The following is a 23759-nucleotide window of genomic DNA, read 5'->3' on the forward strand; positions in this document are numbered from 1 at the left end:
ATCGCGCACAGCCGCATGCGACAGGGCGGCCAGCCCTATAAGTGCAAATCCCGATGATTGCACTGCACCAACGGCGCGACAATGTTGCGCAATGTGCATACGCGTCGGCGCGGGAGACCAACCCTCGAGGCGTACCACGGCGCCCGGGGGCAGCCCGCTGATCCGCTGACCTGTTCGCGGCCGCTTGCGCCAGGCATCCCGGTGCTTCGCCTGACTTCGTACGGAAGGGAACATGATTCTCGGCGACACGATTCTGGAAACACGCGGACTGACAAAAGAATTCAGGGGCTTCACCGCCGTGAACGGCGTCAACCTGCGTGTGCGTCGCGGCGCGATCCACGCACTGATCGGGCCGAACGGCGCGGGCAAGACCACCTGTTTCAACCTCCTCACCAAGTTCCTGACGCCGACGGCCGGCCAGATCGTCTTCAACGGCATCGACATCACCAACGAGCGGCCCGCGCAGGTTGCGCGGCGCGGCATCATCCGCTCGTTCCAGATCTCGGCCGTGTTCCCGCACCTGAGCGCGCTGCAGAACGTGCGTATCGGCCTGCAGCGCGCACTCGGCACCGAATTCCATTTCTGGCGTAGCGAAAGCACGCTGAAACGGCTCGACGATCGCGCGATGGATCTGCTTACGCAGGTCGGTCTCACCGATTTCGCGCATGTGCCGACCGTCGAGCTCGCGTACGGCCGCAAGCGCGCGCTCGAGATCGCGACGACGCTCGCGATGGAACCCGAACTGATGCTGCTCGACGAGCCCACGCAGGGGATGGGCCACGAGGACGTCGACCGCGTGACCGCGCTGATCAAGAAGGTCGCGAACGGCCGCACGATCCTGATGGTGGAGCACAACATGAACGTGATCGCGGGCATCTCCGACACGATCACCGTCCTGCAACGCGGCGAGGTGCTGGCCGAGGGCTCGTATGCGGAGGTATCGAAGAATCCGCTCGTCATCGAGGCCTACATGGGCAGTGCCGACGCGGCGCTCGCGGGGGCGCACGCATGAAGCACAGCGAACGGGAGGAACGCGAATTGAGCGGCGTCGAGAGCGGTACGCCCGCGCTGGAGATCACGGGCCTGGAGGCCTGGTACGGGGAATCCCACATATTGCACGGTGTCGACCTGACGGTGCATCGCGGCGAGGTCGTCACGCTGCTCGGCCGCAACGGCGCGGGCCGCACGACGACGCTGCGCGCGATCATGGGCCTCACGGGCCGCCGCAGCGGGTCGATCAAGGTCGCGGGCAACGAGACGATCGGCCTCGCGACGCACCGCATCGCGCATTTCGGCATCGGTTACTGCCCGGAGGAGCGTGGGATCTTCTCGAGCCTGTCGTGCGAGGAGAACCTGATGCTGCCGCCGCTGATCGGGCCGCGCGAGCACGCGATGTCGCTCGACGAGATCTACGCGATGTTCCCGAACCTCGCGTCGCGCCGGCAGAGCCAGGGCACGCGCCTGTCCGGCGGCGAACAGCAGATGCTCGCGGTCGCGCGGATTTTGCGCACCGGTGCGAACCTGCTGCTGCTCGACGAGATTTCCGAAGGCCTCGCACCGGTGATCGTGCAAGCGCTCGCACGGATGATCGTCGCGCTGAAGGCGCGCGGCTACACGATCGTGATGGTCGAACAGAATTTCCGCTTCGCCGCGCCGCTTGCCGACCGTTTCTACGTGATGGAGCACGGCAGCATCGTCGAGCATTTCCAGGCGGCCGAACTGGAAAGCAAGATGCCGACCCTGCACGACCTGCTCGGGGTGTGACGCCGCCCCGTTTCCCTTGCCGCTAGCCGTGGCGGCCCTCGAATAACCACAACGCATCAGAACAACAGGAGACGTCAATGAAAATGAAGACCCTCGCACAGGCCTGTCTCGCGCTCGCGACCGCCGCGTTCACCGCCGGCGCCGCACACGCGGCGGATACCGTGAAGATCGGCTTCATCACCGACATGTCGGGGCTTTACGCGGATATCGACGGGCAGGGCGGCCTCGAAGCGATCCGCATGGCGGTCGCCGACTTCGGCGGCAAGGTGCTCGGCAAGCCGATCGAAGTCGTCTACGCCGACCACCAGAACAAGGCCGACATCGCCGCGTCGAAGGCGCGCGAATGGATGGACCGCGGCGGGCTCGACCTGCTGGTCGGCGGCACGAACTCGGCCACCGCGCTATCGATGAACCAGGTCGCGGGCGAGAAGAAGAAGGTCTACATCAACATCGGCGCGGGCGCCGACACGCTGACCAACGAGCAGTGCACGCCGTACACGGTCCACTACGCGTACGACACGATGGCGCTCGCGAAGGGCACCGGTTCGGCGGTGGTGAAGCAGGGCGGCAAGTCGTGGTTCTTCCTGACGGCCGACTACGCGTTCGGCAAGGCGCTCGAGAAGAACACGTCGGATGTCGTGAAGGCGAACGGCGGCCAGGTGCTCGGCACCGTGCGCCACCCGCTGTCCGCATCGGATTTCTCGTCGTTCCTGCTGCAGGCGCAGGCGTCGAAGGCGCAGATCCTCGGCCTCGCGAACGCGGGCGGCGACACGATCAACTCGATCAAGGCCGCGAAGGAGTTCGGCATCACGAAGACGATGAAGCTCGCCGCGCTGCTGATGTTCATCGACGACGTGCACAGCCTCGGCCTCGAGACGACGCAGGGCCTCGTGCTGACCGACAGCTGGTACTGGAACCGCGACGCGGCGTCGCGCCAGTGGGCACAGCGCTACTTCGGCAAGATGAAGAAGATGCCGTCGAGCCTGCAGGCGGCCGACTATTCGTCGGTGACGACCTACCTGAAGGCGGTCCAGGCCGCCGGCACGACCGACTCCGACAAGGTGATGGCCGAGCTGAAGAAGATCAAGATCAACGACTTCTACGCGAAGGGCTACATCCGCACGGACGGCAGCATGATCCACGACATGTACCTGATGGAAGTGAAGAAGCCGTCGGAATCGAAGGAGCCGTGGGACTACTACAAGGTGCTCGCGACGATTCCGGGCGAACAGGCGTTCGGGACCAAGCAGGAAACGCGCTGCGCGTTGTGGAAGTAAGCAGGGCGTAGCGGCGCGCACGGGCGCGCCGCTCGGCGGCGGCCGCAGCGATGTGCCCGCTGCGCCGCCCGCGTGCATGATGCAGAAAGGTTGCGCACGCAACGAAACTCATTCTGACGGCTAAGTCGATGGAAATCTTTGGCATTCCGTTGCCGGCGATGCTGAGCCAGTTGCTGCTCGGGCTCGTCAACGGCTCGTTCTACGCGATCCTGAGCCTCGGGCTCGCGGTGATCTTCGGGCTGCTCAACGTGATCAACTTCGCGCACGGCGCGCTGTTCATGCTGGGTGCGATGCTTGCGTGGATGGGCCTGTCGTACTTCGGGCTGCCGTACTGGGCGATGCTCGTGCTCGCGCCGCTGGTGGTCGGCGCGTTCGGGATCGCGATCGAACGCTCGATGCTGCGCTGGCTGTACAAGCTCGATCACCTGTACGGGCTGTTGCTCACGTTCGGCCTCACGCTGGTCGTCGAAGGCGTGTTCCGGTCGATCTACGGATCGTCGGGCCAGCCGTACGACGTGCCGTCGCAGCTGTCCGGCGCCACCAACCTCGGCTTCATGTTCCTGCCGAACTATCGTGCGTGGGTCGTCGTCGCGTCGCTCGCGGTGTGTCTCGCGACGTGGTTCGTGATCGAGAAGACGCGTCTCGGTGCGTACCTGCGCGCGGGAACCGAGAACCCGAAGCTCGTCGAGGCGTTCGGCGTGAACGTGCCGATGATGATCACGCTCACCTACGGCTTCGGCGTCGCGCTCGCCGCATTCGCGGGCGTGCTGGCCGCGCCGGTGATCCAGGTGTCGCCGCTGATGGGGCAGCCGATGATCATCACCGTGTTCGCGGTGGTCGTGATCGGCGGGATGGGCTCGATCCTCGGCTCGATCGTCACGGGCCTGCTGCTCGGCGTGATCGAGGGCTTCACGCGCGTGTTCTATCCCGAAGCGTCGGCCACGGTCGTGTTCGTGATCATGGCGATCGTGCTGCTGTTCCGCCCGGCGGGCCTCTTCGGCAAGGAAAAATGATGCAGAGAAAAGTGCTCTACGGCCTGCTGCTCGCCGCACTGCTCGCCGCGCCGTTCATCGGCGCGTACCCGGTGTTCGTGATGAAGGTGCTCACGTTCGCGCTGTTCGCGGCCGCGTTCAACCTGCTGATCGGCTATACGGGGCTGCTGTCGTTCGGCCATGCGATGTTCCTGGCGACAGCCGGCTACGCGACCGGCTATTCGATGCAGACACTCGGTTTCACGCCGGAACTCGGCGTGCTGACCGGCACCGTTGCCGCGACGCTGCTCGGGCTCGTCGTCGGGCTGTTCGCGATTCGCCGGCAGGGCATCTACTTCGCGATGATCACGCTCGCGTTCGCGCAGATGGTCTACTTCATCTACCTGCAGGCGCCGTTCACGCACGGCGAGGACGGCCTGCAGGGCGTGCCGCGCGGCCACCTGTTCGGGCTGCTCGACCTGTCGAACGACGTCGCGCTGTATTACGTGGTGCTCGCGGTGGTCGTCGCCGCGTGCGCGTTCATCGTGCGGGTCGTCCATTCGCCGTTCGGCCAGGTGCTCGTCGCCATCAAGGAGAACGAAGCGCGCGCGATCTCGCTCGGCTACGACACCGACCGCTTCAAGCTGCTCGCGTTCATCCTGTCGGCGGGGCTCGCAGGGCTGGCCGGCTCGCTGAAGGTGCTCGTGCTCGGCTTCGAGACGCTGTCGGACGCGTACTGGACGATGTCGGGCCTCGTCGTGCTGATGACGCTGGTCGGCGGGATGGGCACGCTGTTCGGGCCGCTGCTGGGCGCGGCGCTGATCGTCGCGCTGGAGGACCGGCTCGGCGATATCGGCGAATGGCTCGCGTCGACGACGGGCGTCGCGTGGTTCCACTCGCTCGGCGAATCGGCGACGATCGTCACGGGGCTGATCTTCATCGCGTGCGTGCTTGCGTTCCGGCGCGGCATCGTCGGCGAGATGGTCGCGCGGATCAAGCCGCTCAGGGCGTCCTGAATGCGTGCGGCGCGCGTCACCGGGGCGTTGATGCGAAGCACCATCCGGCCCGCTCCGGAAGGGCGTTGCAGCGGGCTCGGGCCGGCGCCGCGCGGCCCGCTGATGCCCCATTTTCGTGCGGCGATGCACCATAGGGGTAAATGCTAAGTTGCCGCGGTGCTTAAGCCTCTTTAAGATTCACCCTAGTTCTGATGCACCGCGAAACGAATTTGCAGGTGGAGAACGAGGAGACAATCGAGGCACAAAGTGCCCGGACCCCAAAGCGCTGTTGGACGGAATCCAACAGCGCTTTTTCATTTGCGTGCACGGATTTCCCCCGATGGTGCATCGGCCTGCGCGATCATCCTGTCGCGCGCCTGCATTCGCACCGCCTCTCTTCCGCGCTTCGCGTCGTCCCTCCGCTTTTCCCGTTGCCGTTATTCGTTCGCAGACAGCACGCCATTGCGCACACGCTGTCCGGGCTTACCCGGTTGGCGTGCGCGAAACGCGTCCGTTACACTCAGCTTTCGCCGACCGAGCGGTCGGGAAAACGGTCGGCAGTTCTCCTACAAGCAGAATGCAGAAGAGGGAGTACGGTTGGATGAGCAGCGCAGGACGATGGTTCGGGGCAGGAGGGGCGGCTGGCGCCGCTCGTTCGTCGCGGGGTGTGGGACGGGCTATCCCGGGCCGTTCTGCGGCCTGTATGCGCGTTGCGACGCCATCGCGGGTCGTTGCGCTCGCATCCGTATCCGCATCCTCATGACCGGCCGGTTTTCCGACGTTTCGCCGTTCGCTGGCCCGGCCCCGTCCGGCCGGATCGGCGTGCCTTCCCGCTATCGTTGCGCCCGCATCGATCTCCCGCACGATCCTGCATTTCTTCGCCTTCTTCATCCTGACGACATTGCTGTTGCGCATCGTGACGGTCGAACGACCGTTTCGGCCGGCAAGGGGCGCATGGGTGCGGCGTTTCACGGGAAAACGAGCATGGGCGCGGCTGAGCGAGATAATTAAGATATTAAATTGTTTTGGGGACCGGGAGCCGCCCGAGCGACCCGTGGCTTTTTCGAGCAGCGTTTGGAGACAACGTAAATGAAGATGAATCGATGGATGGAGGCCGTGCTTGCCGCGGGCCTCGTGTGCGCGGCGGCAACGGCGTCGGCGCAGGTGAAGATCGGCGTGACGCTGTCGGCCACCGGGCCGGCCGCATCGCTCGGGATTCCGGAAAAGAACACGATCGCGTTGCTGCCGAAGGAAATCGCGGGCAAGAGCGTGCAGTACATCGTGCTGGATGACGCCTCCGACACGAGCCGCGCGGTGCAGAACGTGCGCAAGCTGATCGACGAGGATCACGTCGACGCGATCATCGGTTCGTCGGTCACGCCGAACTCGCTCGCGATGCTCGATCCCGTGTCGCAGGGCAAGACGCCGACGATCTCGCTCGCGGCGAGCGCGCAGATCATTGCGCCGATGGACGCGAAGCGTGCGTGGATGTTCAAGGTGCCGCAGAACGACCAGCTGATGGCCGACGCGATCGCCGGCTACATGGCGAAGCACGGCGTGAAGACGGTCGGCTTCATCGGCTTCGCCGATGCGTACGGCGACAGCTGGTACAACACGTTCAACGCGGCGGCCGCGAAGAACGGCCTGAAGGTCGTGTCGAACGAGCGCTTCAACCGCACCGACGCGTCGGTGATGGGGCAGGTGCTGAAGCTGATGGGCTCGAACCCGGATGCGGTGCTGATCGCCGGCTCGGGCACGCCGGCGGCGCTGCCGGCGAAGACGCTGAAGGAGCGCGGCTACAAGGGCAAGGTGTACCAGACGCACGGCGTGGCGAACAACGACTTCCTGCGGGTGTGCGGCAAGGATTGCGAAGGCGAGATCCTGCCGGCCGGCCCGGTGCTCGTGACCGACCAGCTGCCCGATTCGAATCCGGTGAAGAAGCCGGCGCTCGGCTACAAGGCCGCGTATGAGAAGGCCTACGGCGCGGGCTCGCTGGCGACGTTCGGCGGCCATGCATGGGATGCGGGGCTGCTGCTGCAGCGTGCGATTCCGGAAGCGCTGAAGAAGGGTCAGCCGGGCACCGAGGCATTCCGCGAAGCGCTGCGCGCGTCGCTCGAAAACGTGAAGGATCTGCCCGTGTCGCACGGCGTGATCAACATGACGGCGACCGATCACAACGGCTTCGACACGCGTGCGCGCGTGATGGTGCAGATCGTCGACGGCAAGTGGAAGCTGCAGGCCGAGTAAGCATCACGTGAAACCGGCGTGCGCGGCGCGAACGGCGCCGCGCATGCCGTCGGCAGGGCGCCGGGCCGGATGGGCCCGCACCCGTGCCGCCTGGAACGTCCGGGGCCCGGCACATGGCGCGTGACGCGCCTGTCGTGTCGTCCGCGCCCCGGCCGTATCCGTCTTTCGTTTCTCCGCAGCATTCTCGATACACGAAACGTATGGATCTCTCGATTGCGGCGATCCTCGCGCAAGACGGCATCACGACCGGCGCCATTTATGCATTGCTGTCTCTGGCGCTCGTGCTGGTGTTTTCCGTCACGCGGGTGATCTTCATTCCCCAGGGCGAATTCGTCGCCTACGGTGCGCTGACGCTAGCCGCGTTACAGACGCAGAAATTCCCCGCCACCTGCTGGCTGCTGTTCGTGATGGGCATCGCGTGCTTCCTGCTCGAAGTCGGCGGCCTGATTCGGCATCGCGAACGCCGCCATCAACTCGGCCGCACGCTCGCGACGCTCGGTAGCCGCTACATCCTGCTGCCGCTCGCGGTGTTCGCGATCACGCGCAGTTTTGCCGCGCAGCCGATGCCGATGCTTGCGCAGATTGCACTGACGCTCGCGATCGTCGTGCCGATGGGGCCGTTCGTCTACCGGCTCGTCTACCAGCCGATCGCCGAAGGCACGACGCTGCTGCTGCTGATCGTGTCGGTTGCCGTCCACTTCGCGATGGTCGGCCTCGGGCTCGTGATGTTCGGCGCGGAAGGATCACGCACCAACGGGTTCTCGGATGTGTCGCTCGCGATCGGCAGCATGACGGTGTCGGTGCAGAGCATCTTGGTCGTCGTCACGGCGCTCGTGATGATCGGTGCGCTCTACGTGTACTTCGGCCGCACGATCGCCGGCAAGGCGCTGCGCGCGACGTCGGTGAACCGGCTCGGCGCGCGGCTCGTCGGCATCGGCACGACCGAAGCGGGGCGGCTCGCGTTCACGTTCGCAGCGGGGCTTGGCGTGCTGTCCGGGATCCTCGTCGGCCCGCTGACGACGATCTACTACGACTCGGGTTTCCTGATCGGCCTGAAGGGCTTCGTCGGCGCGATCATCGGCGGGCTCGTCAGCTATCCGCTCGCGGCCGCCGGCTCGCTGCTCGTCGGCGTGCTCGAATCGTATTCGTCGTTCTGGGCGAGCGCGTACAAGGAGGTCATCGTGTTCACGCTGATCATTCCGGTGCTGCTGTGGCGGAGCTTCGTGACGCCGCATGCGGAAGAGGAAGAGGAGTGACGCGATGAAGACCATGGTACGCAACAAGACCTTCTGGGTGTTTCTCGTGGTGCTGTTCGCGTTGCCGGTGCTGCCTGGCGCGCTGCAGGTGCCCGAGTACTGGATCACGCTGCTGAACTATATCGGCCTCTATGCGATCGTCGCGATCGGGCTCGTGCTGCTGACGGGCGTCGGCGGGATGACGAGCTTCGGTCAGGCTGCGTTCGTCGGCATCGGTGCATATGCGACCGCGTTCCTGACGACGCGCTACGGCGTGTCACCGTGGCTCGCGCTGATCGTCGGCGTCGTATTGACGGCGATTGTCGCGCTCGTGCTGGGCGCGGTGACAATGCGGCTGTCCGGCCACTTCCTGCCGCTCGGCACGATCGCGTGGGGCCTCGCGCTGTTCTACCTGTTCGGCAACCTCGAACTGCTCGGCAAGTACGACGGGATCAACGGGATTCCGGCGCTGAACCTGTTCGGCATCACGCTCGAAAGCGGCCGCAGTCTGTACTTCCTGATCTGGGCCGTCGTGCTGGCCGCGATCGTGTCGGTGCAGAACCTGCTGAACAGCCGCCCGGGACGCGCGATCCGCGCGCTGCGCGGCGGCGGCGTGATGGCCGAGGCGATGGGCGTGAACACCGCGTGGATGCGCGTGGTGATCTTCGTCTACGCAGCGGTGCTGGCAGCCGTGTCGGGCTTTCTGTACGCGCATCTGCAGCGTGCGGTGAACCCGACCCCGTTCGGCCTGAACCACGGGATCGAATTCCTGTTCATGGCCGTGGTCGGCGGTGTGTCGCACGTGTGGGGCGCGGTGCTCGGCGCAGCGATCCTCACCGTGCTGCAGGACTACCTGCAGACGCTACTGCCGAAGCTGCTCGGCTCGGAGGGCAACTTCGAGATCATCGTGTTCGGCGTGCTGATGGTGCTGCTGTTGCAGTACGCGCGCCAGGGCGTCTGGCCGTTCGTTGCGAGGCTGTTCCCGCGCGGGCCGCGCGCGCACGTGCCCGAGCAGGCCGATCCGCTGCCGCAACGTGCGAAGCCGGTGGCCGGCGAGCCGCTGCTCGTCGTCGACAACGCGCGCAAGCAGTTCGGCGGGCTCGTGGCCGTCAACGACGTCAGCTTCGATGTGAAAGCGGGGCAGATCATCGGGCTGATCGGCCCGAACGGCGCCGGCAAGTCGACCACGTTCAACCTCGTGACGGGCGTGCTGAAGCCGACGGGCGGCACGATTACGTTCCGTGGCGAGCGCATCGACGGGCTCACGTCGCGCCAGATCGTCCGCCGCGGCATCGGCCGTACGTTCCAGCACGTAAAGCTGCTGCCGGCGATGACGGTGCTCGAGAACGTCGCGATCGGTGCGCATCTGCGTGGCCATACGGGCGTCTGGCGCAGCATCGCACGGCTCAACGCACACGAGGAGGCGCAGTTGCTGGCCGAAGCCGCACGCCAGATCCGCCGCGTAGGGCTTGAAAAGCACATGTACGACGAAGCGGGCAGCCTCGCGCTCGGCCAGCAGCGGATTCTCGAAATCGCACGCGCGCTGTGCTGCGATCCGACGCTGCTGCTGCTCGACGAGCCGGCTGCGGGGCTGCGTTACCAGGAGAAGCAACAGCTCGCCGACCTGCTGCGACGGCTAAAGGCCGAAGGCATGAGCGTGTTGCTCGTGGAACATGACATGGACTTCGTGATGAATCTCACCGACAGGCTGGTGGTGATGGAATTCGGCACGCGGATCGCGGAAGGGCTGCCGCAAGATGTGCAGCAGGATCCGGCCGTGCTCGAAGCGTATCTGGGCGGGGTGGAGTGATGACGGGCACGACAATGCCGATTCTCGAAGTGCGCGGGCTCGCGGTCCGGTACGGGAAAGTGGAAGCACTGCACGGCGCGGCGATCAAGGTCGGCGCCGGGCAGATCGTCAGCGTGATCGGCCCGAACGGCGCCGGCAAGTCGACGCTGCTGAACGCGATCATGGGTGCGTTGCCGGTGACGGGGCACGCGTCGGGTGCGGTCGTGTATCGCGGCAACGATGTCGGCGCGTTGCCGGTCGAGCAGCGTGTCGCGCGCGGGATGTGCCTCGTACCGGAAAAGCGCGAGCTGTTCAGCACGATGACGGTTGAAGACAACCTCGTGTTGGGTGCGTATCGGCGCAAGCTGGCTGGCGAATCGAACTTCCTCGACCAGCTCGATCACGTGTTTGCCCTGTTTCCGCGGCTGAAGGAGCGCCGCAAGCAGGCGGCCGGCACGCTGTCAGGCGGCGAGCGGCAGATGCTCGCGGTCGGCCGCGCGCTGATGGGCAAGCCCGACCTGCTGATGCTCGACGAGCCAAGCCTCGGGCTCGCGCCGCTGATCGTGAAGGAGATCTTTCATATCATCAGCGCGTTGCGCGGTACAGGCGTCGCGACGCTGCTGATCGAGCAGAACGCGCGGGCTGCGTTGCAGATCTCGGACTACGGCTATGTGCTGGAGACTGGTGAGTTTGCACTGGAAGGGCCGGCTGCCGAACTCGCGCAGAATCCGCGCGTGATCGAAACGTACCTTGGGCTGGCGAAGAAGACGGCTTGATGGTTGGGCAGTTGGCGGGAAACGGGCGGCGTGTTTCACGTGAAACACGCCGTTTTTGTTTGTGGGGCGCCGGTACACGACGGCTAGTGACCGGGGATAAGTGCCAGGGAAACAGTCGAAAGTTCTGTGTAATAGCGCTGGTCGAGGCGCCTACAGCGCGGATGACGGTTCGACGCATCGTTCGCGGAGGGCTGCCGCTTGTTCCGCAGGCCGAGGATGTGCCGGGCCACAGGGGACAAGTGTCGGGCGAACCGTCGGAAAATCTGTGAGGAAGAGGGCGGGCGCGGTCGCACTGGATGTTCCGTCCGGGTTGTCGTGCGGAGCACGGGCATAGTCGTGCCCGGGGGATAAGTGGAGGGAAGCAACCGGAAGTTCTGTGCAATCGCACTGTTCGAGGCGCCCACAGCGCGGATGACGGCCCGACGCATCGTTCACGGAGGGCTGCCGCTTGTTCCTCGGAACGAGGATGTGCCAGGTCGCACAGGGTGTTCCGTCCGAGTTGTCGTGCGGGGCACAGGCATAGTAGTGACCGGGGGATAAGTGCGAGGGAAACAGTCGGAAGTTCTGTGCAATCGCACCGTTCGAGGCGCCCACAGCGCGGATGACGGCCCGACGCATCGTTCACGGAAGGCTGCCGCTTGTTCCTCGGAACGACGATATGCCAGGTCACAGGGGATATGTGCCGAGCGAACCGTCGGAAAATCTGTGGGGAAGAGGGTGGGCACGGTTGCACAGAATGTTTCGTTGGTGTTGTCGTGCGAGGCCCGGGTATCGAATGGGTGTGTGTTCCACGTGGAATTTCCCGGCAAGCGAATCTTCGCACAGGTGCCACAATGTGCTGATGATGGGCTGGAAGCGTTGCCGGAGCAGGCTCTGCGCCACAGATTCATCGGCCGATGACCGAAAAATCGACGAAATGCACAGACCCTACCATTCGGACGGCATTCGGGTGAAAAGCGAACCCGCTATAATTCGCCCCATACATTTCTCTGATAGGTTCGTGCGCAGCTCTGCGTGCGGAATCCACCATGCTTTTTCCCACAGAATTTGACGTCATCGTCGTCGGTGGCGGCCATGCCGGCACTGAAGCCGCGCTGGCGTCCGCCCGTATGGGCGCGAAGACGTTGCTGCTGACTCACAACATCGAAACGCTCGGGCAGATGAGCTGCAATCCGTCGATCGGCGGTATTGGCAAGGGCCATCTGGTCAAGGAAGTCGACGCGCTGGGCGGCGCAATGGCCGCGGCGACGGACGAGAGCGGTATTCAGTTCCGGATCCTCAATTCGTCGAAAGGCCCGGCCGTGCGGGCGACGCGTGCACAGGCCGACCGCATCTTGTACAAGGCGGCAATCCGCCACCGGCTCGAGAACCAGCCGAACCTGTGGCTGTTCCAGCAGGCCGTCGACGACCTGATGGTCGAAGGCGACCGTGTGGTGGGCGCCGTCACGCAGATCGGCATCCGCTTCCGCGCCCGTGCTGTCGTGCTGACCGCCGGCACGTTCCTCGATGGCAAGATCCACGTCGGCCTGAACAACTACACGGGCGGCCGTGCAGGCGATCCGGCGGCCGTGTCGCTGTCGTCGCGCCTGAAGGAGCTGAAGCTGCCGCAGGGCCGCCTGAAGACCGGTACGCCGCCGCGCATCGACGGCCGGACGATCGACTTTTCGCAGCTCGACGAGCAGCCGGGCGACCTCGATCCGATCCCCGTGTTCTCGTTCCTGGGCCGCGCGGAGCAGCATCCGCAGCAGTTGCCGTGCTGGGTTACGCACACGAACGAGCGCACGCACGACATCATTCGCGGCGGCCTCGACCGTTCGCCTATGTATACAGGCGTGATCGAAGGTGTCGGGCCGCGCTATTGTCCGTCGATCGAGGACAAGATCCATCGGTTCGCATCGAAGGAATCGCACCAGATCTTCCTCGAACCGGAAGGGCTGACGACCAACGAGTACTACCCGAACGGGATCTCGACGAGCCTGCCGTTCGACGTCCAGCTCGAGCTTGTGCATTCGATGCGCGGCCTCGAGAACGCGCACATCCTGCGCCCCGGCTACGCGATCGAGTACGACTACTTCGACCCGCGCGCGCTGAAGGCGTCGCTCGAGACGAAGGCGATCAACGGGTTGTTCTTTGCGGGCCAGATCAACGGCACGACGGGCTACGAAGAGGCGGCAGCACAGGGCCTGCTGGCCGGTCTCAATGCGGGCCGCTACGTGCAGGAGAAGGACGCGTGGTGTCCGCGTCGCGACCAGGCCTACCTGGGCGTGCTGGTCGACGATCTCGTGACGCGTGGTGTGGCCGAGCCTTATCGGATGTTCACGAGCCGCGCCGAGTATCGCCTGAGCCTGCGTGAAGACAATGCCGACATGCGCCTGACCGAGATTGGCCGCGAACTGGGGCTCGTCGACGACGCGCGCTGGGACGCATTCAGCCGGAAGCGCGACGCTGTTTCACGTGAAACCGAACGCCTGAAGTCGACGTGGGTCACGCCGAAGACGCTGCCGCCGGAAGAGGCGACTGCGCTGCTGGGCAAGGCGATCGATCACGAATACAGCCTCGCCGAGCTGCTGCGCCGCCCGGGCATCAGCTACGACGGTGTGTGCGGCCTGAAGGGTGGTGAGTGCGGCCCTGCGGAGCCGCTGAGCGACGATCCGGTGCTGCTCGAGCAGATCAAGGAGCAGGTCGAGATCGGCATCAAGTATCAGGGCTATATCGAGCGCCAGGCATCCGAGATCGAGCGCAACGATGCGAACGAGAACACGCGTTTGCCGGACGGCATCGATTACCGCGAAGTGCGCGGGCTGTCGTTCGAAGTGAGCCAGAAGCTGAACGAGTTCCGGCCGGAAACGATCGGGCAGGCTTCGCGTATCTCGGGCGTCACGCCGGCGGCAATCTCGCTGCTGATGGTGCACCTGAAGCGTCGCGGCCTGGGCCGCCGGAATGGCCCTGCCACTGAGGCAACGGAGCAGGGGGACGGCGCTGTCCCGACGCAACAATGACGGCGCGTCGCGCGCCGGCGGTTAATCGGGACGTACTGGAACAGATGCTTGTCGAAGGCACGACGGCGCTCGGCCTCGCGCTGACGGATGCACAACGCAACCAGCTGCTCGACTATGTCGCGCTGCTCGGCAAGTGGAACGCGGTCTACAACCTGACCGCGATCCGCGACCCGAAGCAGATGCTGATTCAGCACATCCTCGATTCGCTTTCAATCGTTCCGCATCTGCGTGGCCGCGCATCGGCACGCGTGCTCGACGTCGGCTCGGGCGGCGGGCTGCCGGGCATCGTGCTGGCAATCGTCGAGCCCGACTGGCAGGTCACGCTGAACGATATCGTGCAGAAGAAGTCTGCATTCCAGACGCAGATGCGCGCGGAGCTGAAGCTGGCGAACCTGTCGGTCGTCACCGGCCGGGTCGAATCGCTGCAGCCAGGTGTCGAAGTGCCAGAAAAATTCGACATGATCGTATCCCGCGCTTTCGCGGATCTATCCGACTTCGTTAAACTTGCTCGACATCTCGTCGCGCCGGGCGGATCGATCTGGGCAATGAAGGGCGTTCACCCGGATGACGAAATTGCGCGCTTGCCGGAAGGCAGCCGCGTGAAGCAGACGATACGGCTGGCGGTGCCGATGCTCGATGCCGAACGGCATCTGTTCGAAATGGCCGTCGACGACGCGAATTGAAGGCGCGCGGTAGCGCGCCGTTTGTTTGAAGGTAAAGGGAACACACCAACGATGGCAAAGATCTTCTGCGTTGCGAACCAGAAGGGGGGCGTCGGCAAGACGACGACATCGGTCAATCTCGCCGCAAGCCTTGCAGCGCAGGAGCAACGAGTCCTGTTGATCGATCTCGACCCGCAGGGCAACGCGACGATGGGCAGCGGGATCGACAAGGCCGCCTGCGAATCGACCGTGTACGAAGTGCTGATCGACGGCGTGTCGGTGACCGACGCGCGCATCCGCCCGGACGGCGTCACCTACGACGTCCTGCCCGCGAATCGCGAGCTGTCGGGTGCCGAGATCGAACTGATCAGCATCGACAACCGCGAGCGCCGGCTGAAGGCGGCGCTCGAGCACGTGGCCGACGACTACGATTTCGTGCTGATCGATTGCCCGCCGACGCTGTCGCTGCTGACGCTGAACGGGCTGTGCGCGGCACACGGCGTCGTGATCCCGATGCAGTGCGAGTACTTCGCGCTGGAGGGGTTGTCGGACCTCGTCAACACGATCAAGCAGGTTCACGCGAACATGAATCGCGACCTGAAGATCATCGGCTTGCTGCGCGTGATGTTCGACCCGCGTATCACGCTGCAGCAGCAAGTCTCCGATCAACTGAAAGCGCACTTTGGCGACAAGGTGTTCGACGCGGTGATTCCGCGCAACGTGCGCTTGGCGGAAGCACCGAGTTACGGGTTGCCGGGCGTCGTGTTCGACCGCAACTCGCGTGGTGCGCAAGCGTATCTCCAGTTCGGTGCCGAGATGATCGAGCGCGTGCGCGCGTTCGAGGTGTCGTGATCCGGACATGAGCGAAGCGAGGAAGAAAGACATGAACGCGGTACCAAAGAAGAAGGGCTTGGGACGTGGCCTCGAAGCGCTGCTCGGCGGCAGTGCCGATATCACCGAAGCGGTGAAGATCGAAGGGGCGCCGAACACGCTCGCGCTCGGCAAGCTGCAGGCCGGCAAGTACCAGCCGCGGACGCGGATGGACGAGGGTAGCCTGCAGGAGCTCGCGGCGAGTATTCGCGCGCAGGGCGTGATGCAGCCGATCCTGGTGCGGCCCATTTCATCAGACAAATACGAGATCATCGCGGGCGAGCGGCGTTTCCGCGCGGCGCGCCTGGCCGGCCTCGATGAAGTGCCGGTGCTCGTGAAGGACGTATCCGATCAGGCCGCCGCCGCGATGGCGCTGATCGAGAACATCCAGCGCGAGGATCTGAACCCGCTTGAAGAAGCGCACGGTATCCAGCGCCTGCTCGACGAATTCGGTTTCACGCACGAACAGGCGGCCGAATCGGTCGGCCGTTCGCGCAGCGCGGTGTCGAACCTGCTGCGCCTGCTGAACCTCGCGTCGCCGGTGCAGACGATGCTGCTGGCCGGCGATCTCGACATGGGCCACGCGCGTGCGCTGCTCGCCGTCGATGCGGCGACGCAGATTACGCTCGCGCATCAGGTCGTCAACAAGCGCATGTCGGTGCGCGAGACCGAGAAGCTGGTATCGCACACGACGAAGGAAGCGCCGGCCGTGAAGGCACGCGCGAAAGACGACGGCGGCCGCGACACGCGCCGTCTCGAGGAGGAGTTGTCTGACCTGCTCGCGTCGACCGTGAAGATCAAGCTCGGCCGCCGCGGGCGCGGGCAGGTATTGATCGACTTCGGCAGCCTCGACGCGCTCGAGGGCATTCTCGCGCGGCTGCGCGGCAACGTCGCAACCGAAGAGTAACGCGGTGCCGATGGAGAAGGCCGGCGCACCTGCGCCGCGCCGGTGGCTCGGCTGGCTTGCGCAGGAACCGGTTCTGTCGGTGCTTGCGCTCGGCCTGATCGTGCTGCAATGGGTGCGCCCGCAACCATTTGCGGTACTCGCCGGTCGCGTCGACTGGCAAACCGTCGCGACGCTCGCGGGCCTGTTGATGCTGACCAAGGCACTCGAGTTGTCCGGCTGCCTGATGTGGCTCGCACATCGCATCGTTCATCACGTGCACTCCGAACGCGGACTCGCGATGCTGCTCGTCGGGTTCGCCGCGGTGCTGTCGATGTGGCTCACCAACGACGTCGCACTGTTCGTCGTCGTGCCGTTGATGGTGTCGCTGCGTGCACTGACACCACTGCCGTTCCGGCGCCTCGTGATCGTCGTCGCGCTGGCCGTCAATGCAGGGTCCGTCGCGACACCGCTCGGCAATCCCCAGAATCTATTCCTGTGGCAATTGAGTGGCGTGTCGTTTGGCCGTTTCGTGGTCACGCTCGGACCGCTCGCGCTCGCGCTGATGGGGCTGCTGCTTGTGCTGACCGCATGCGTGTTTCGCGCGAAGCCGCTCGACCTGTCCGGCGACGCCACCGCGTTGCCCGTACAACGCATGCACGCGCTGATCGCGGCGGCGCTGTTTGCGGCGTTCGTGCTGCTCGCCGATGCGCATCATCCGCTGCCCGGTCTCGTCGGTGTCGCCATCGTGCTGCTCGCCGTCAAACGCGACGCAGTCCTAAAGATCGACTGGCTGCTGCTGCTGATTTTTGTACTGATGTTCGTCGTGCTGCGTACTGCGGCTGCGCTGCCCGTCGTGCACGACACGATTGCGAATGCGCAACTCGATTCGCCGCTGCGTGTCTATGCCGCCGGCGCGCTCCTGTCACAGGTAATCAGCAATGTACCGGCCGCGATCCTGCTGTCGGAATTCACGCACGACTGGCGCGCGCTCGCATTCGGCGTATCGGTCGGCGGTTTCGGTTTCGCGATCGGCTCGCTCGCGAACCTGATCGCGGTGCGTCTCGCGAAGGAGCCGCGCATGTGGCTGCCGTTTCATCTGGTGTCGATTCCGTTCGCGCTCGTGAGCGCGATACTCGGTGCGTGGCTGCTCGTTCACGGTTGAGCGAGGCGGGTGCGCGCGGCACAGATGTGCGAGTCGGGTGGTTGGGAGGAGGGCACAGCGTTCGCTGTTGCTATAGGTTGTTGATAAGTGCCGCAACCCACAGTCGAGCATCTGTGGCGGCGCGACAACTGATTGGACTTATCGATGCATGAGCGTCGGATCGAAATTCGCACGTTGCGTGCGGTCGATCGGTCACAGCCTTTCGTGTGTTCCGGGGCGTCGCGCGGCGTCATTCCGGATCGCTGTTCCACCGCACGTTTCCCGCGGCGATCGCGCCGCTCCGTCCGGGCCCGCATCGGACGTCGTTTCCCTGTCATTCCCGCCGTCACCGGCTTTTTTCGTGCAAGAAATACCGGTGCAAAAAATTGACCTTACAACTGTCATCGTACGTCGTCGAATCGGGCGTTTTTTCACATGATGAGGCGTCGTTTTATGCAGGTTTTTGTCGCTTCTAAAGCCTTGAATCACTTGCAACTATCGCTTACAATCGCCCGGATTTGTTAGCTAGGCACCCCTGAAAGCTTTCAGAAAGCTTGGGGTCGGGTTCAAGGACTTTGCGGAAGATTGCGATGGCGGGTCAGGCGCCGGACGACAGGCACGATGATCAGCGCACGCAACGCACCGCTTCGGCGGCCGGCGAGTGGCGCGAATCCGACGATGACTGGGATGTCGAGCAGCAAGATAACAACATCGTTCCGCTTACACGGACAGAAGCCGAGAGGCTGTTCGGTCCGGACGTGAGCAAGCCCTCGCGCGTGACCCCCTATAAGGTGGTGTTCGCGCAAGTGGTCCTGTCCCTGGTTGCAACGCTGGCGTGGTGGCTGTTTTCGAGGTCGCCGGGCGCCGCTGCGCAATCCGCGTTTCTGGGCGGAGCGATCGGCTGGGTGCCAAGTGCGGTATTCGTGGCACGACTGAAGGCAGGTGGCTCGGCCACCGTGATGAGCTGGGTGATGGGCGAAGCCCTGAAGCTCGCTCTGACGATCGGGATGTTCACTGCAGTGGCGTTCGGCTGGGCCGGCGTGCACTGGGTGCCGTTCCTCGTCACGTACCTCGTCGTGCTGAAGACGTACTGGATCGCGCTGGCCTGGCGGTAAGGAACAAGCAGCGTGCGGTTTCGACAACGAACCGCACCGGCCCGTTCCCGCAATAGCGTGTTGCGGAACAGGCAAAACGATTTTCGACAATTTGGGTGGCATTAACGATATGGCAGCTAGCGAAGGCACGCGCGGTCCGGATCCGTCCGAGTACATTGCGCACCACTTGCAGAATTTCTCCACCTCGCATCAGACGTCGATTTTCGACATTCACGTCTGGAATCTCGACACGCTGTTCTGGTCGATCGTTTGCGGCATCGTGACGTTCGTCCTGCTGCGTCTGGCTGCCCGCAAGGCGACGTCGGGCGTGCCGGGCCGTTTCCAGTGCGCAATCGAGATGCTCGTCGAAATGGTCGAAGACCAATCGAAGGCCATCGTCCACGGCAATCGTACCTTCATCGCTCCGCTCGCCCTCACGGTGTTCGTGTGGGTCGCGCTGATGAACGCCCTCGACTTTCTCCCGGTCGACCTGCCGGGCCGCGTGATCGGCCTGCTGGGTCTGTCGGACGTGATTTCCCACCATCGCATCGTCCCGACTGCCGACCTGAACGGCACGCTCGGCATCGCGCTCGGCGTGTTCGTCCTGATGATCTACTACAGCATCAAGATCAAGGGCGCGGGCGGCTTTGTGCATGAGCTGCTGTCGGCCCCGTTCGGCGCCCACCCGCTGCTGTGGATCCCTAACCTCGCGCTCAACATCGTCGAATATCTCGCAAAGACCGTCTCCCTCGGTATGCGGTTGTTCGGCAACATGTACGCGGGTGAGCTGTTGTTCCTGTTGATCGCCCTGCTCGGCAGCATGTGGAGCTTCGGTGGCGATGCAACGTTCCTCGGCTTCGTTGGCCACGTGATCGCGGGCAGCGTCTGGGCAATCTTCCACATCCTGATTGTTCTGTTGCAGGCATTCATTTTCATGATGCTGACGCTGGTGTATCTCGGCCAGGCGCACGACAAGCACTAAGCGCGGCGTGCAAGAAAGAGTTTCCGTTTTAGTTTTTTAAATCTCAGTTCCAAGTCTTTTCACAAAGGAGTGATCATGCAAGCTTACATCGCCAACATCCAGGGTCTGACCGCCATCGGTATCGGCATCATCATCGGCCTGGGTGCAATCGGCGCCTGTATCGGTATCGCGCTGATGGGTGGCAAGTACATCGAAGCCTGCGCACGTCAGCCGGAACTCATCAACCCGCTGCAAACGAAGATGTTCCTGCTGGCTGGTCTGATCGACGCGGCATTCCTGATCGGCGTGGGTGTTGCAATGCTGTTCGCGTTCGCGAACCCGCTCCTGTCGAAGCTCGCAGGCTAAGGTTCCTCGGAAATATGCGTCCGGCGCAAGCCGGCGCAGGGCGGAACGGAGACTTGGGGCGCTGATCGAATGCAACTCGATGAGCGCCTTACCGTTTCATTTTTCCGGAATAGCAGATAAGGAAACACCGTGAATCTCAACGCAACTCTGTTTGCGCAAATGGTCGTGTTCCTGGTCCTCGCGTGGTTCACGATGAAATTCGTGTGGCCGCCGTTGATCAACGCCCTCGACGAACGTTCGAAGAAGATCGCCGACGGCCTCGCCGCCGCCGAAAAGGGCAAGGCGGAACTCGACGCAGCGCACAAGCGCGTGGACCAGGAACTCGCGCAGGCCCGCAATGACGGCCAGCAGCGCATCGCCGACGCTGAAAAGCGTGCCCAGGCGGTCGCCGAGGAAATCAAGGCCAACGCCCAGGCTGAAGCCGCCCGCATCGTCGCTCAGGCGAAGGCGGAAGCAGAACAGCAAATCGTGAAGGCGCGCGAAACGCTGCGTGGCGAAGTCGCCTCGCTGGCCGTGAAGGGCGCCGAGCAGATCCTGAAGCGCGAAGTCGATCAAACGGCCCACGCCCAACTGCTGAATCAACTGAAAGCCGAGCTCTGATCATGGCCGAACTTGCAACCATCGCCCGCCCTTACGCAGAAGCGCTGTTCCGCGTGGCCGAGGGCGGTGACATCGCCGCCTGGTCCACGCTCGTGCAAGAGCTGGCCCAGGTTGCGCGTCTGCCGGAAGTGCTGTCGGTCGCGTCGAGCCCGAAGGTGACGCGCACGCAAGTAGCCGAGTTGCTGCTTGCTGCGGTGAAGTCGCCGCTCGGGGCTGGCGCCGAAGCGAAGAACTTCGTGCAGATGCTGGTCGACAATCATCGCATCGCGCTGCTGCCGGAAATTGCCGAGCAGTTCGAGGCGCTTAAGAACGAACGTGAAGGTGCAGCCGACGCCGAGATCGTGAGCGCGTTCCCGCTGAACGGCGCGGATCTCGACAGTCTCGTCTCGGGCCTCGAACGCAAGTTCAAGCGCAAGCTGAAACCGACGGTCGAAGTCGATTCGTCGCTGATCGGCGGCGTGCGCGTGACGGTCGGCGACGAAGTGCTCGACACCTCGGTTCGCGCGCGCCTCGCATCGATGCAGGCTGCCTTGACCGCCTGAGCGCCACGCCGGCACGCAACAGAATTGACTATCAGGAGCGAATAATGCAACTCAATCCCTCTGAGATCAGCGAGCTGATCAAGAGCCGGATCCAGGGCCTTGAAGCGAGCGCAGACGTTCGCAACCAGGGCACCGTGATCTCCGTGACCGACGGTATCGTGCGTATCCACGGCCTGTCGGACGTGATGCAGGGCGAAATGCTCGAGTTTCCGGGCAACACGTTCGGTCTCGCGCTGAACCTCGAGCGCGACTCGGTCGGCGCGGTGATTCTCGGCGAATACGAACACATTTCGGAAGGCGACATCGTCAAGACGACGGGCCGCATTCTCGAAGTCCCGGTTGGTCCGGAACTCGTCGGCCGCGTGGTCGACGCGCTCGGCAACCCGATCGACGGCAAGGGCCCGGTCAACGCCAAGCTGACCGACGCGATCGAAAAGATCGCCCCGGGCGTGATCTGGCGTAAGTCGGTGTCGCAGCCGGTGCAGACGGGCATCAAGTCGATCGACGCGATGGTGCCGATCGGCCGTGGCCAGCGTGAGCTGATCATCGGCGACCGTCAGTGCGGCAAGACCGCGGTGGCGCTCGACGCGATCATCAACCAGAAGGGCAAGGACCTGATCTGTATCTACGTCGCGATCGGCCAGAAGGCTTCGTCGATCATGAACGTGGTTCGCAAGCTCGAAGAAACGGGCGCGATGGAATACACGATCGTCGTCGCCGCTTCGGCTTCGGATTCGGCAGCGATGCAGTACCTCGCACCGTACGCCGGCTGCACGATGGGCGAATACTTCCGCGACCGTGGCCAAGACGCGCTGATCATCTATGACGACTTGACCAAGCAAGCCTGGGCATACCGTCAGATCTCGCTGCTGCTGCGCCGCCCGCCGGGCCGTGAAGCATACCCGGGCGACGTGTTCTATCTGCACTCGCGTCTGCTGGAACGTGCGGCTCGCGTGTCGGAAGAGTACGTCGAGAAGTTCACGAACGGTGAAGTGAAGGGCAAGAGCGGTTCGCTGACGGCACTGCCGGTCATCGAAACGCAGGCTGGCGACGTGACCGCGTTCGTTCCGACGAACGTGATCTCGATTACCGACGGCCAGATCTTCCTGGAAACCGACCTGTTCAACGCAGGCATCCGCCCGGCAATCAACGCCGGCGTGTCGGTGTCGCGAGTCGGTGGCGCCGCTCAGACGAAGGTCGTGAAGAAGCTGTCGGGCGGTATCCGTACCGACCTCGCGCAGTATCGTGAACTGGCCGCATTCGCGCAGTTCGCATCGGACCTCGACGAAGCGACCCGCAAGCAGCTCGAGCGCGGCCGCCGCGTGACGGAACTGCTGAAGCAGCCGCAGTACCAGCCGCTGCAGGTCTGGGAACTGGCCGTGTCGCTGTACGCCGCGAACAACGGCTACCTCGACGACCTCGACGTCAAGCAAGTGCTGTCGTTCGAGAAGGGCCTGCGCGAAAACCTGAAGACCAGCCACGCTGACCTCATCAAGCGCATCGAAGACACCAAGGATCTCTCGAAGGACGACGAAGGCGCACTGCGCTCGGCGATCGAATCCTTCAAGAAGTCCGGTGCCTATTGATCCGCGAGTGACACACTGAGGCGGCGCGGGTGCTGAGGCGCCCGCGCCGCTTCGGTCAAGGAGCAAGCTATGGCTGGAATGAAGGAAATTCGCGGCAAGATCAAGAGCGTGCAGAACACGCGCAAGATCACGAAGGCGATGGAGATGGTGGCCGCATCGAAGATGCGTCGCGCGCAGGAACGCATGCGCGCCGCTCGTCCGTATGCAGACAAGGTCCGTGCCATCGCCGCGCACATGAGCCGCGCGAACCCGGAGTACCGCCACCCGTTCATGGTGGCGAACGAAGGCGTGAACACGGCCGGCATCATTCTCGTCACGACGGACAAGGGTCTGTGCGGCGGTTTGAACACCAACGTGCTGCGTGCGACGGTTCAGAAGTTCAAGGAGCTGGAAGAGAAGGGCCAGAAGCTCGAAGCCACCGCGATCGGTAGCAAGGGCCTCGGGTTCCTGAACCGCTTCGGCGCGAAGGTGATGTCGCAGGTCGTGCACCTCGGCGACACCCCGCATCTGGACAAGCTGATCGGCGCCGTGAAGACGCAGCTCGATCTGTACTCGGAAGGCAAGCTGTCGGCGGTTTATATCGCTTACACGCGCTTCGTCAACACGATGAAGCAGGAAGCTGTGATCGAGCAGCTGCTGCCGCTGTCGTCGGAACACTTCGAAGCCGATGACGGTACGCCGGCCACGTCGTGGGACTACATCTACGAGCCGGACGCGCAGGCAGTCGTCGACGAACTGCTCGTGCGTTACGTCGAGGCGCTGGTGTACCAGGCCGTCGCGGAAAACATGGCGTCCGAGCAATCGGCGCGCATGGTCGCGATGAAGGCCGCGTCCGACAACGCGAAGACGGTGATCAGCGAACTGCAGCTCGTGTACAACAAGAGCCGTCAGGCCGCGATTACGAAAGAACTGTCGGAGATCGTCGGCGGCGCAGCCGCTGTTTAAGCGCGCGCCACGGACGACAACTGCGCCTTTGCGCGAGTAAAGAATCAGGTATT

General features: G+C 64.0%; 21 protein-coding genes. All 21 read left to right on the plus strand.

Going from position 1 to position 23759, the window contains the following annotated elements; translation table 11 throughout:
• The first annotated feature begins 232 nt into the window (after window positions 1-232).
• The 21 genes from KEC55_RS00405 (at window position 233) to atpG (ending at window position 23706) form a co-directional block, all read left to right on the plus strand.
• Window positions 233-1012, plus strand: a complete 780-nt coding sequence (locus KEC55_RS00405; protein WP_282506296.1) for an ABC transporter ATP-binding protein — start codon at window positions 233-235, stop codon at window positions 1010-1012.
• On the plus strand, window positions 1009-1764 hold the full coding sequence (locus tag KEC55_RS00410; RefSeq protein WP_175904900.1) for an ABC transporter ATP-binding protein: 756 nt from the start codon (window positions 1009-1011) through the stop codon (window positions 1762-1764). Before KEC55_RS00405 ends, KEC55_RS00410 begins: the two co-directional genes overlap by 4 nt.
• 77 nt (window positions 1765-1841) lie before the next feature.
• Window positions 1842-3041, plus strand: coding sequence for an ABC transporter substrate-binding protein (locus KEC55_RS00415; protein WP_176049133.1), 1200 nt, complete (start codon window positions 1842-1844; stop codon window positions 3039-3041).
• A 128-nt stretch (window positions 3042-3169) separates the two neighbouring features.
• Window positions 3170-4054 carry a branched-chain amino acid ABC transporter permease gene (locus KEC55_RS00420; protein WP_034188182.1) on the plus strand — a complete coding sequence of 295 codons (885 nt, stop codon included), beginning with the start codon at window positions 3170-3172 and terminating at the stop codon, window positions 4052-4054.
• Window positions 4054-5028, plus strand: coding sequence for a branched-chain amino acid ABC transporter permease (locus tag KEC55_RS00425; RefSeq protein WP_176049131.1), 975 nt, complete (start codon window positions 4054-4056; stop codon window positions 5026-5028). Before KEC55_RS00420 ends, KEC55_RS00425 begins: the two co-directional genes overlap by 1 nt.
• Window positions 5029-6096: 1068 nt before the next feature.
• Window positions 6097-7254: an ABC transporter substrate-binding protein gene (locus KEC55_RS00430; RefSeq protein ID WP_282506297.1), complete on the plus strand. Its 1158-nt coding sequence runs from the start codon at window positions 6097-6099 to the stop codon at window positions 7252-7254.
• Between the two features lie 200 nt (window positions 7255-7454).
• The gene (locus KEC55_RS00435; protein WP_282506298.1) at window positions 7455-8510 is read left to right on the plus strand and encodes a branched-chain amino acid ABC transporter permease; all 1056 of its coding nucleotides are present in this window, start codon (window positions 7455-7457) and stop codon (window positions 8508-8510) included.
• Between the two features lie 4 nt (window positions 8511-8514).
• Window positions 8515-10299, plus strand: coding sequence for a branched-chain amino acid ABC transporter ATP-binding protein/permease (locus tag KEC55_RS00440; protein WP_176049127.1), 1785 nt, complete (start codon window positions 8515-8517; stop codon window positions 10297-10299).
• Entirely contained in the window at window positions 10299-11054 is a 756-nt protein-coding gene (locus KEC55_RS00445) for an ABC transporter ATP-binding protein (protein WP_176049126.1), read from the plus strand. Before KEC55_RS00440 ends, KEC55_RS00445 begins: the two co-directional genes overlap by 1 nt.
• Window positions 11055-12082: 1028 nt before the next feature.
• Entirely contained in the window at window positions 12083-14053 is a 1971-nt protein-coding gene (gene mnmG / locus KEC55_RS00450) for a tRNA uridine-5-carboxymethylaminomethyl(34) synthesis enzyme MnmG (protein ID WP_176049124.1), read from the plus strand.
• A complete protein-coding gene (gene rsmG / locus KEC55_RS00455; RefSeq protein ID WP_282506299.1) occupies window positions 14050-14736 on the plus strand; it encodes a 16S rRNA (guanine(527)-N(7))-methyltransferase RsmG in 687 nt (228 codons plus the stop codon). The genes mnmG and rsmG overlap by 4 nt, the downstream gene beginning before the upstream one ends.
• Window positions 14737-14787: 51 nt before the next feature.
• Window positions 14788-15567 (plus strand): ParA family protein, encoded by a 780-nt coding sequence (locus KEC55_RS00460; RefSeq protein ID WP_176049120.1) that lies wholly within the window; start codon window positions 14788-14790, stop codon window positions 15565-15567.
• Window positions 15568-15598: 31 nt separating this feature from the next.
• Window positions 15599-16492 carry a ParB/RepB/Spo0J family partition protein gene (locus tag KEC55_RS00465; RefSeq protein ID WP_176049119.1) on the plus strand — a complete coding sequence of 298 codons (894 nt, stop codon included), beginning with the start codon at window positions 15599-15601 and terminating at the stop codon, window positions 16490-16492.
• Between the two features lie 10 nt (window positions 16493-16502).
• Entirely contained in the window at window positions 16503-17633 is a 1131-nt protein-coding gene (locus KEC55_RS00470) for an SLC13 family permease (RefSeq protein ID WP_282506300.1), read from the plus strand.
• A 569-nt stretch (window positions 17634-18202) separates the two neighbouring features.
• On the plus strand, window positions 18203-18727 hold the full coding sequence (locus KEC55_RS00475) for an ATP synthase subunit I (RefSeq protein ID WP_282506301.1): 525 nt from the start codon (window positions 18203-18205) through the stop codon (window positions 18725-18727).
• 109 nt (window positions 18728-18836) lie between these two features.
• Window positions 18837-19688 (plus strand): F0F1 ATP synthase subunit A, encoded by an 852-nt coding sequence (atpB, locus tag KEC55_RS00480; RefSeq protein ID WP_069746380.1) that lies wholly within the window; start codon window positions 18837-18839, stop codon window positions 19686-19688.
• Between the two features lie 75 nt (window positions 19689-19763).
• Entirely contained in the window at window positions 19764-20033 is a 270-nt protein-coding gene (gene atpE / locus KEC55_RS00485) for a F0F1 ATP synthase subunit C (RefSeq protein ID WP_006482730.1), read from the plus strand.
• Between the two features lie 129 nt (window positions 20034-20162).
• A complete protein-coding gene (locus KEC55_RS00490) occupies window positions 20163-20633 on the plus strand; it encodes a F0F1 ATP synthase subunit B (protein ID WP_174380344.1) in 471 nt (156 codons plus the stop codon).
• A gap of 2 nt (window positions 20634-20635) precedes the next feature.
• On the plus strand, window positions 20636-21175 hold the full coding sequence (locus KEC55_RS00495; RefSeq protein ID WP_059232796.1) for a F0F1 ATP synthase subunit delta: 540 nt from the start codon (window positions 20636-20638) through the stop codon (window positions 21173-21175).
• Window positions 21176-21219: 44 nt separating this feature from the next.
• Complete coding sequence (gene atpA, locus KEC55_RS00500) at window positions 21220-22761, plus strand: F0F1 ATP synthase subunit alpha (RefSeq protein ID WP_021160444.1); 1542 nt, start codon at window positions 21220-21222, stop codon at window positions 22759-22761.
• A gap of 69 nt (window positions 22762-22830) precedes the next feature.
• A complete protein-coding gene (gene atpG / locus KEC55_RS00505; protein ID WP_282506302.1) occupies window positions 22831-23706 on the plus strand; it encodes a F0F1 ATP synthase subunit gamma in 876 nt (291 codons plus the stop codon).
• The last annotated feature ends 53 nt before the right edge of the window (window positions 23707-23759 follow it).

It is taken from the genome of Burkholderia cepacia, assembly GCF_029962485.1.
Lineage (GTDB): Bacteria > Pseudomonadota > Gammaproteobacteria > Burkholderiales > Burkholderiaceae > Burkholderia.

Bases quoted from the DNA above. Each gene is read 5' to 3' on its own strand.
- KEC55_RS00435 (WP_282506298.1), top strand. From the start codon at position 7,455: ATGGATCTCTCGATTGCGGCGATCCTCGCGCAAGACGGCATCACGACC.
- KEC55_RS00465 (WP_176049119.1), top strand. From the start codon at position 15,599: ATGAACGCGGTACCAAAGAAGAAGGGCTTGGGACGTGGCCTCGAAGCG.
- atpB (WP_069746380.1), top strand. From the start codon at position 18,837: ATGGCAGCTAGCGAAGGCACGCGCGGTCCGGATCCGTCCGAGTACATT.
- KEC55_RS00430 (WP_282506297.1), top strand. From the start codon at position 6,097: ATGAAGATGAATCGATGGATGGAGGCCGTGCTTGCCGCGGGCCTCGTG.
- KEC55_RS00460 (WP_176049120.1), top strand. From the start codon at position 14,788: ATGGCAAAGATCTTCTGCGTTGCGAACCAGAAGGGGGGCGTCGGCAAG.
- KEC55_RS00440 (WP_176049127.1), top strand. From the start codon at position 8,515: ATGAAGACCATGGTACGCAACAAGACCTTCTGGGTGTTTCTCGTGGTG.
- KEC55_RS00495 (WP_059232796.1), top strand. From the start codon at position 20,636: ATGGCCGAACTTGCAACCATCGCCCGCCCTTACGCAGAAGCGCTGTTC.
- KEC55_RS00475 (WP_282506301.1), top strand. From the start codon at position 18,203: ATGGCGGGTCAGGCGCCGGACGACAGGCACGATGATCAGCGCACGCAA.
- atpE (WP_006482730.1), top strand. From the start codon at position 19,764: ATGCAAGCTTACATCGCCAACATCCAGGGTCTGACCGCCATCGGTATC.
- rsmG (WP_282506299.1), top strand. From the start codon at position 14,050: ATGACGGCGCGTCGCGCGCCGGCGGTTAATCGGGACGTACTGGAACAG.
- KEC55_RS00415 (WP_176049133.1), top strand. From the start codon at position 1,842: ATGAAAATGAAGACCCTCGCACAGGCCTGTCTCGCGCTCGCGACCGCC.
- atpA (WP_021160444.1), top strand. From the start codon at position 21,220: ATGCAACTCAATCCCTCTGAGATCAGCGAGCTGATCAAGAGCCGGATC.
- KEC55_RS00445 (WP_176049126.1), top strand. From the start codon at position 10,299: ATGACGGGCACGACAATGCCGATTCTCGAAGTGCGCGGGCTCGCGGTC.
- atpG (WP_282506302.1), top strand. From the start codon at position 22,831: ATGGCTGGAATGAAGGAAATTCGCGGCAAGATCAAGAGCGTGCAGAAC.
- KEC55_RS00410 (WP_175904900.1), top strand. From the start codon at position 1,009: ATGAAGCACAGCGAACGGGAGGAACGCGAATTGAGCGGCGTCGAGAGC.
- KEC55_RS00420 (WP_034188182.1), top strand. From the start codon at position 3,170: ATGGAAATCTTTGGCATTCCGTTGCCGGCGATGCTGAGCCAGTTGCTG.
- KEC55_RS00470 (WP_282506300.1), top strand. From the start codon at position 16,503: ATGGAGAAGGCCGGCGCACCTGCGCCGCGCCGGTGGCTCGGCTGGCTT.
- KEC55_RS00425 (WP_176049131.1), top strand. From the start codon at position 4,054: ATGCAGAGAAAAGTGCTCTACGGCCTGCTGCTCGCCGCACTGCTCGCC.
- mnmG (WP_176049124.1), top strand. From the start codon at position 12,083: ATGCTTTTTCCCACAGAATTTGACGTCATCGTCGTCGGTGGCGGCCAT.
- KEC55_RS00405 (WP_282506296.1), top strand. From the start codon at position 233: ATGATTCTCGGCGACACGATTCTGGAAACACGCGGACTGACAAAAGAA.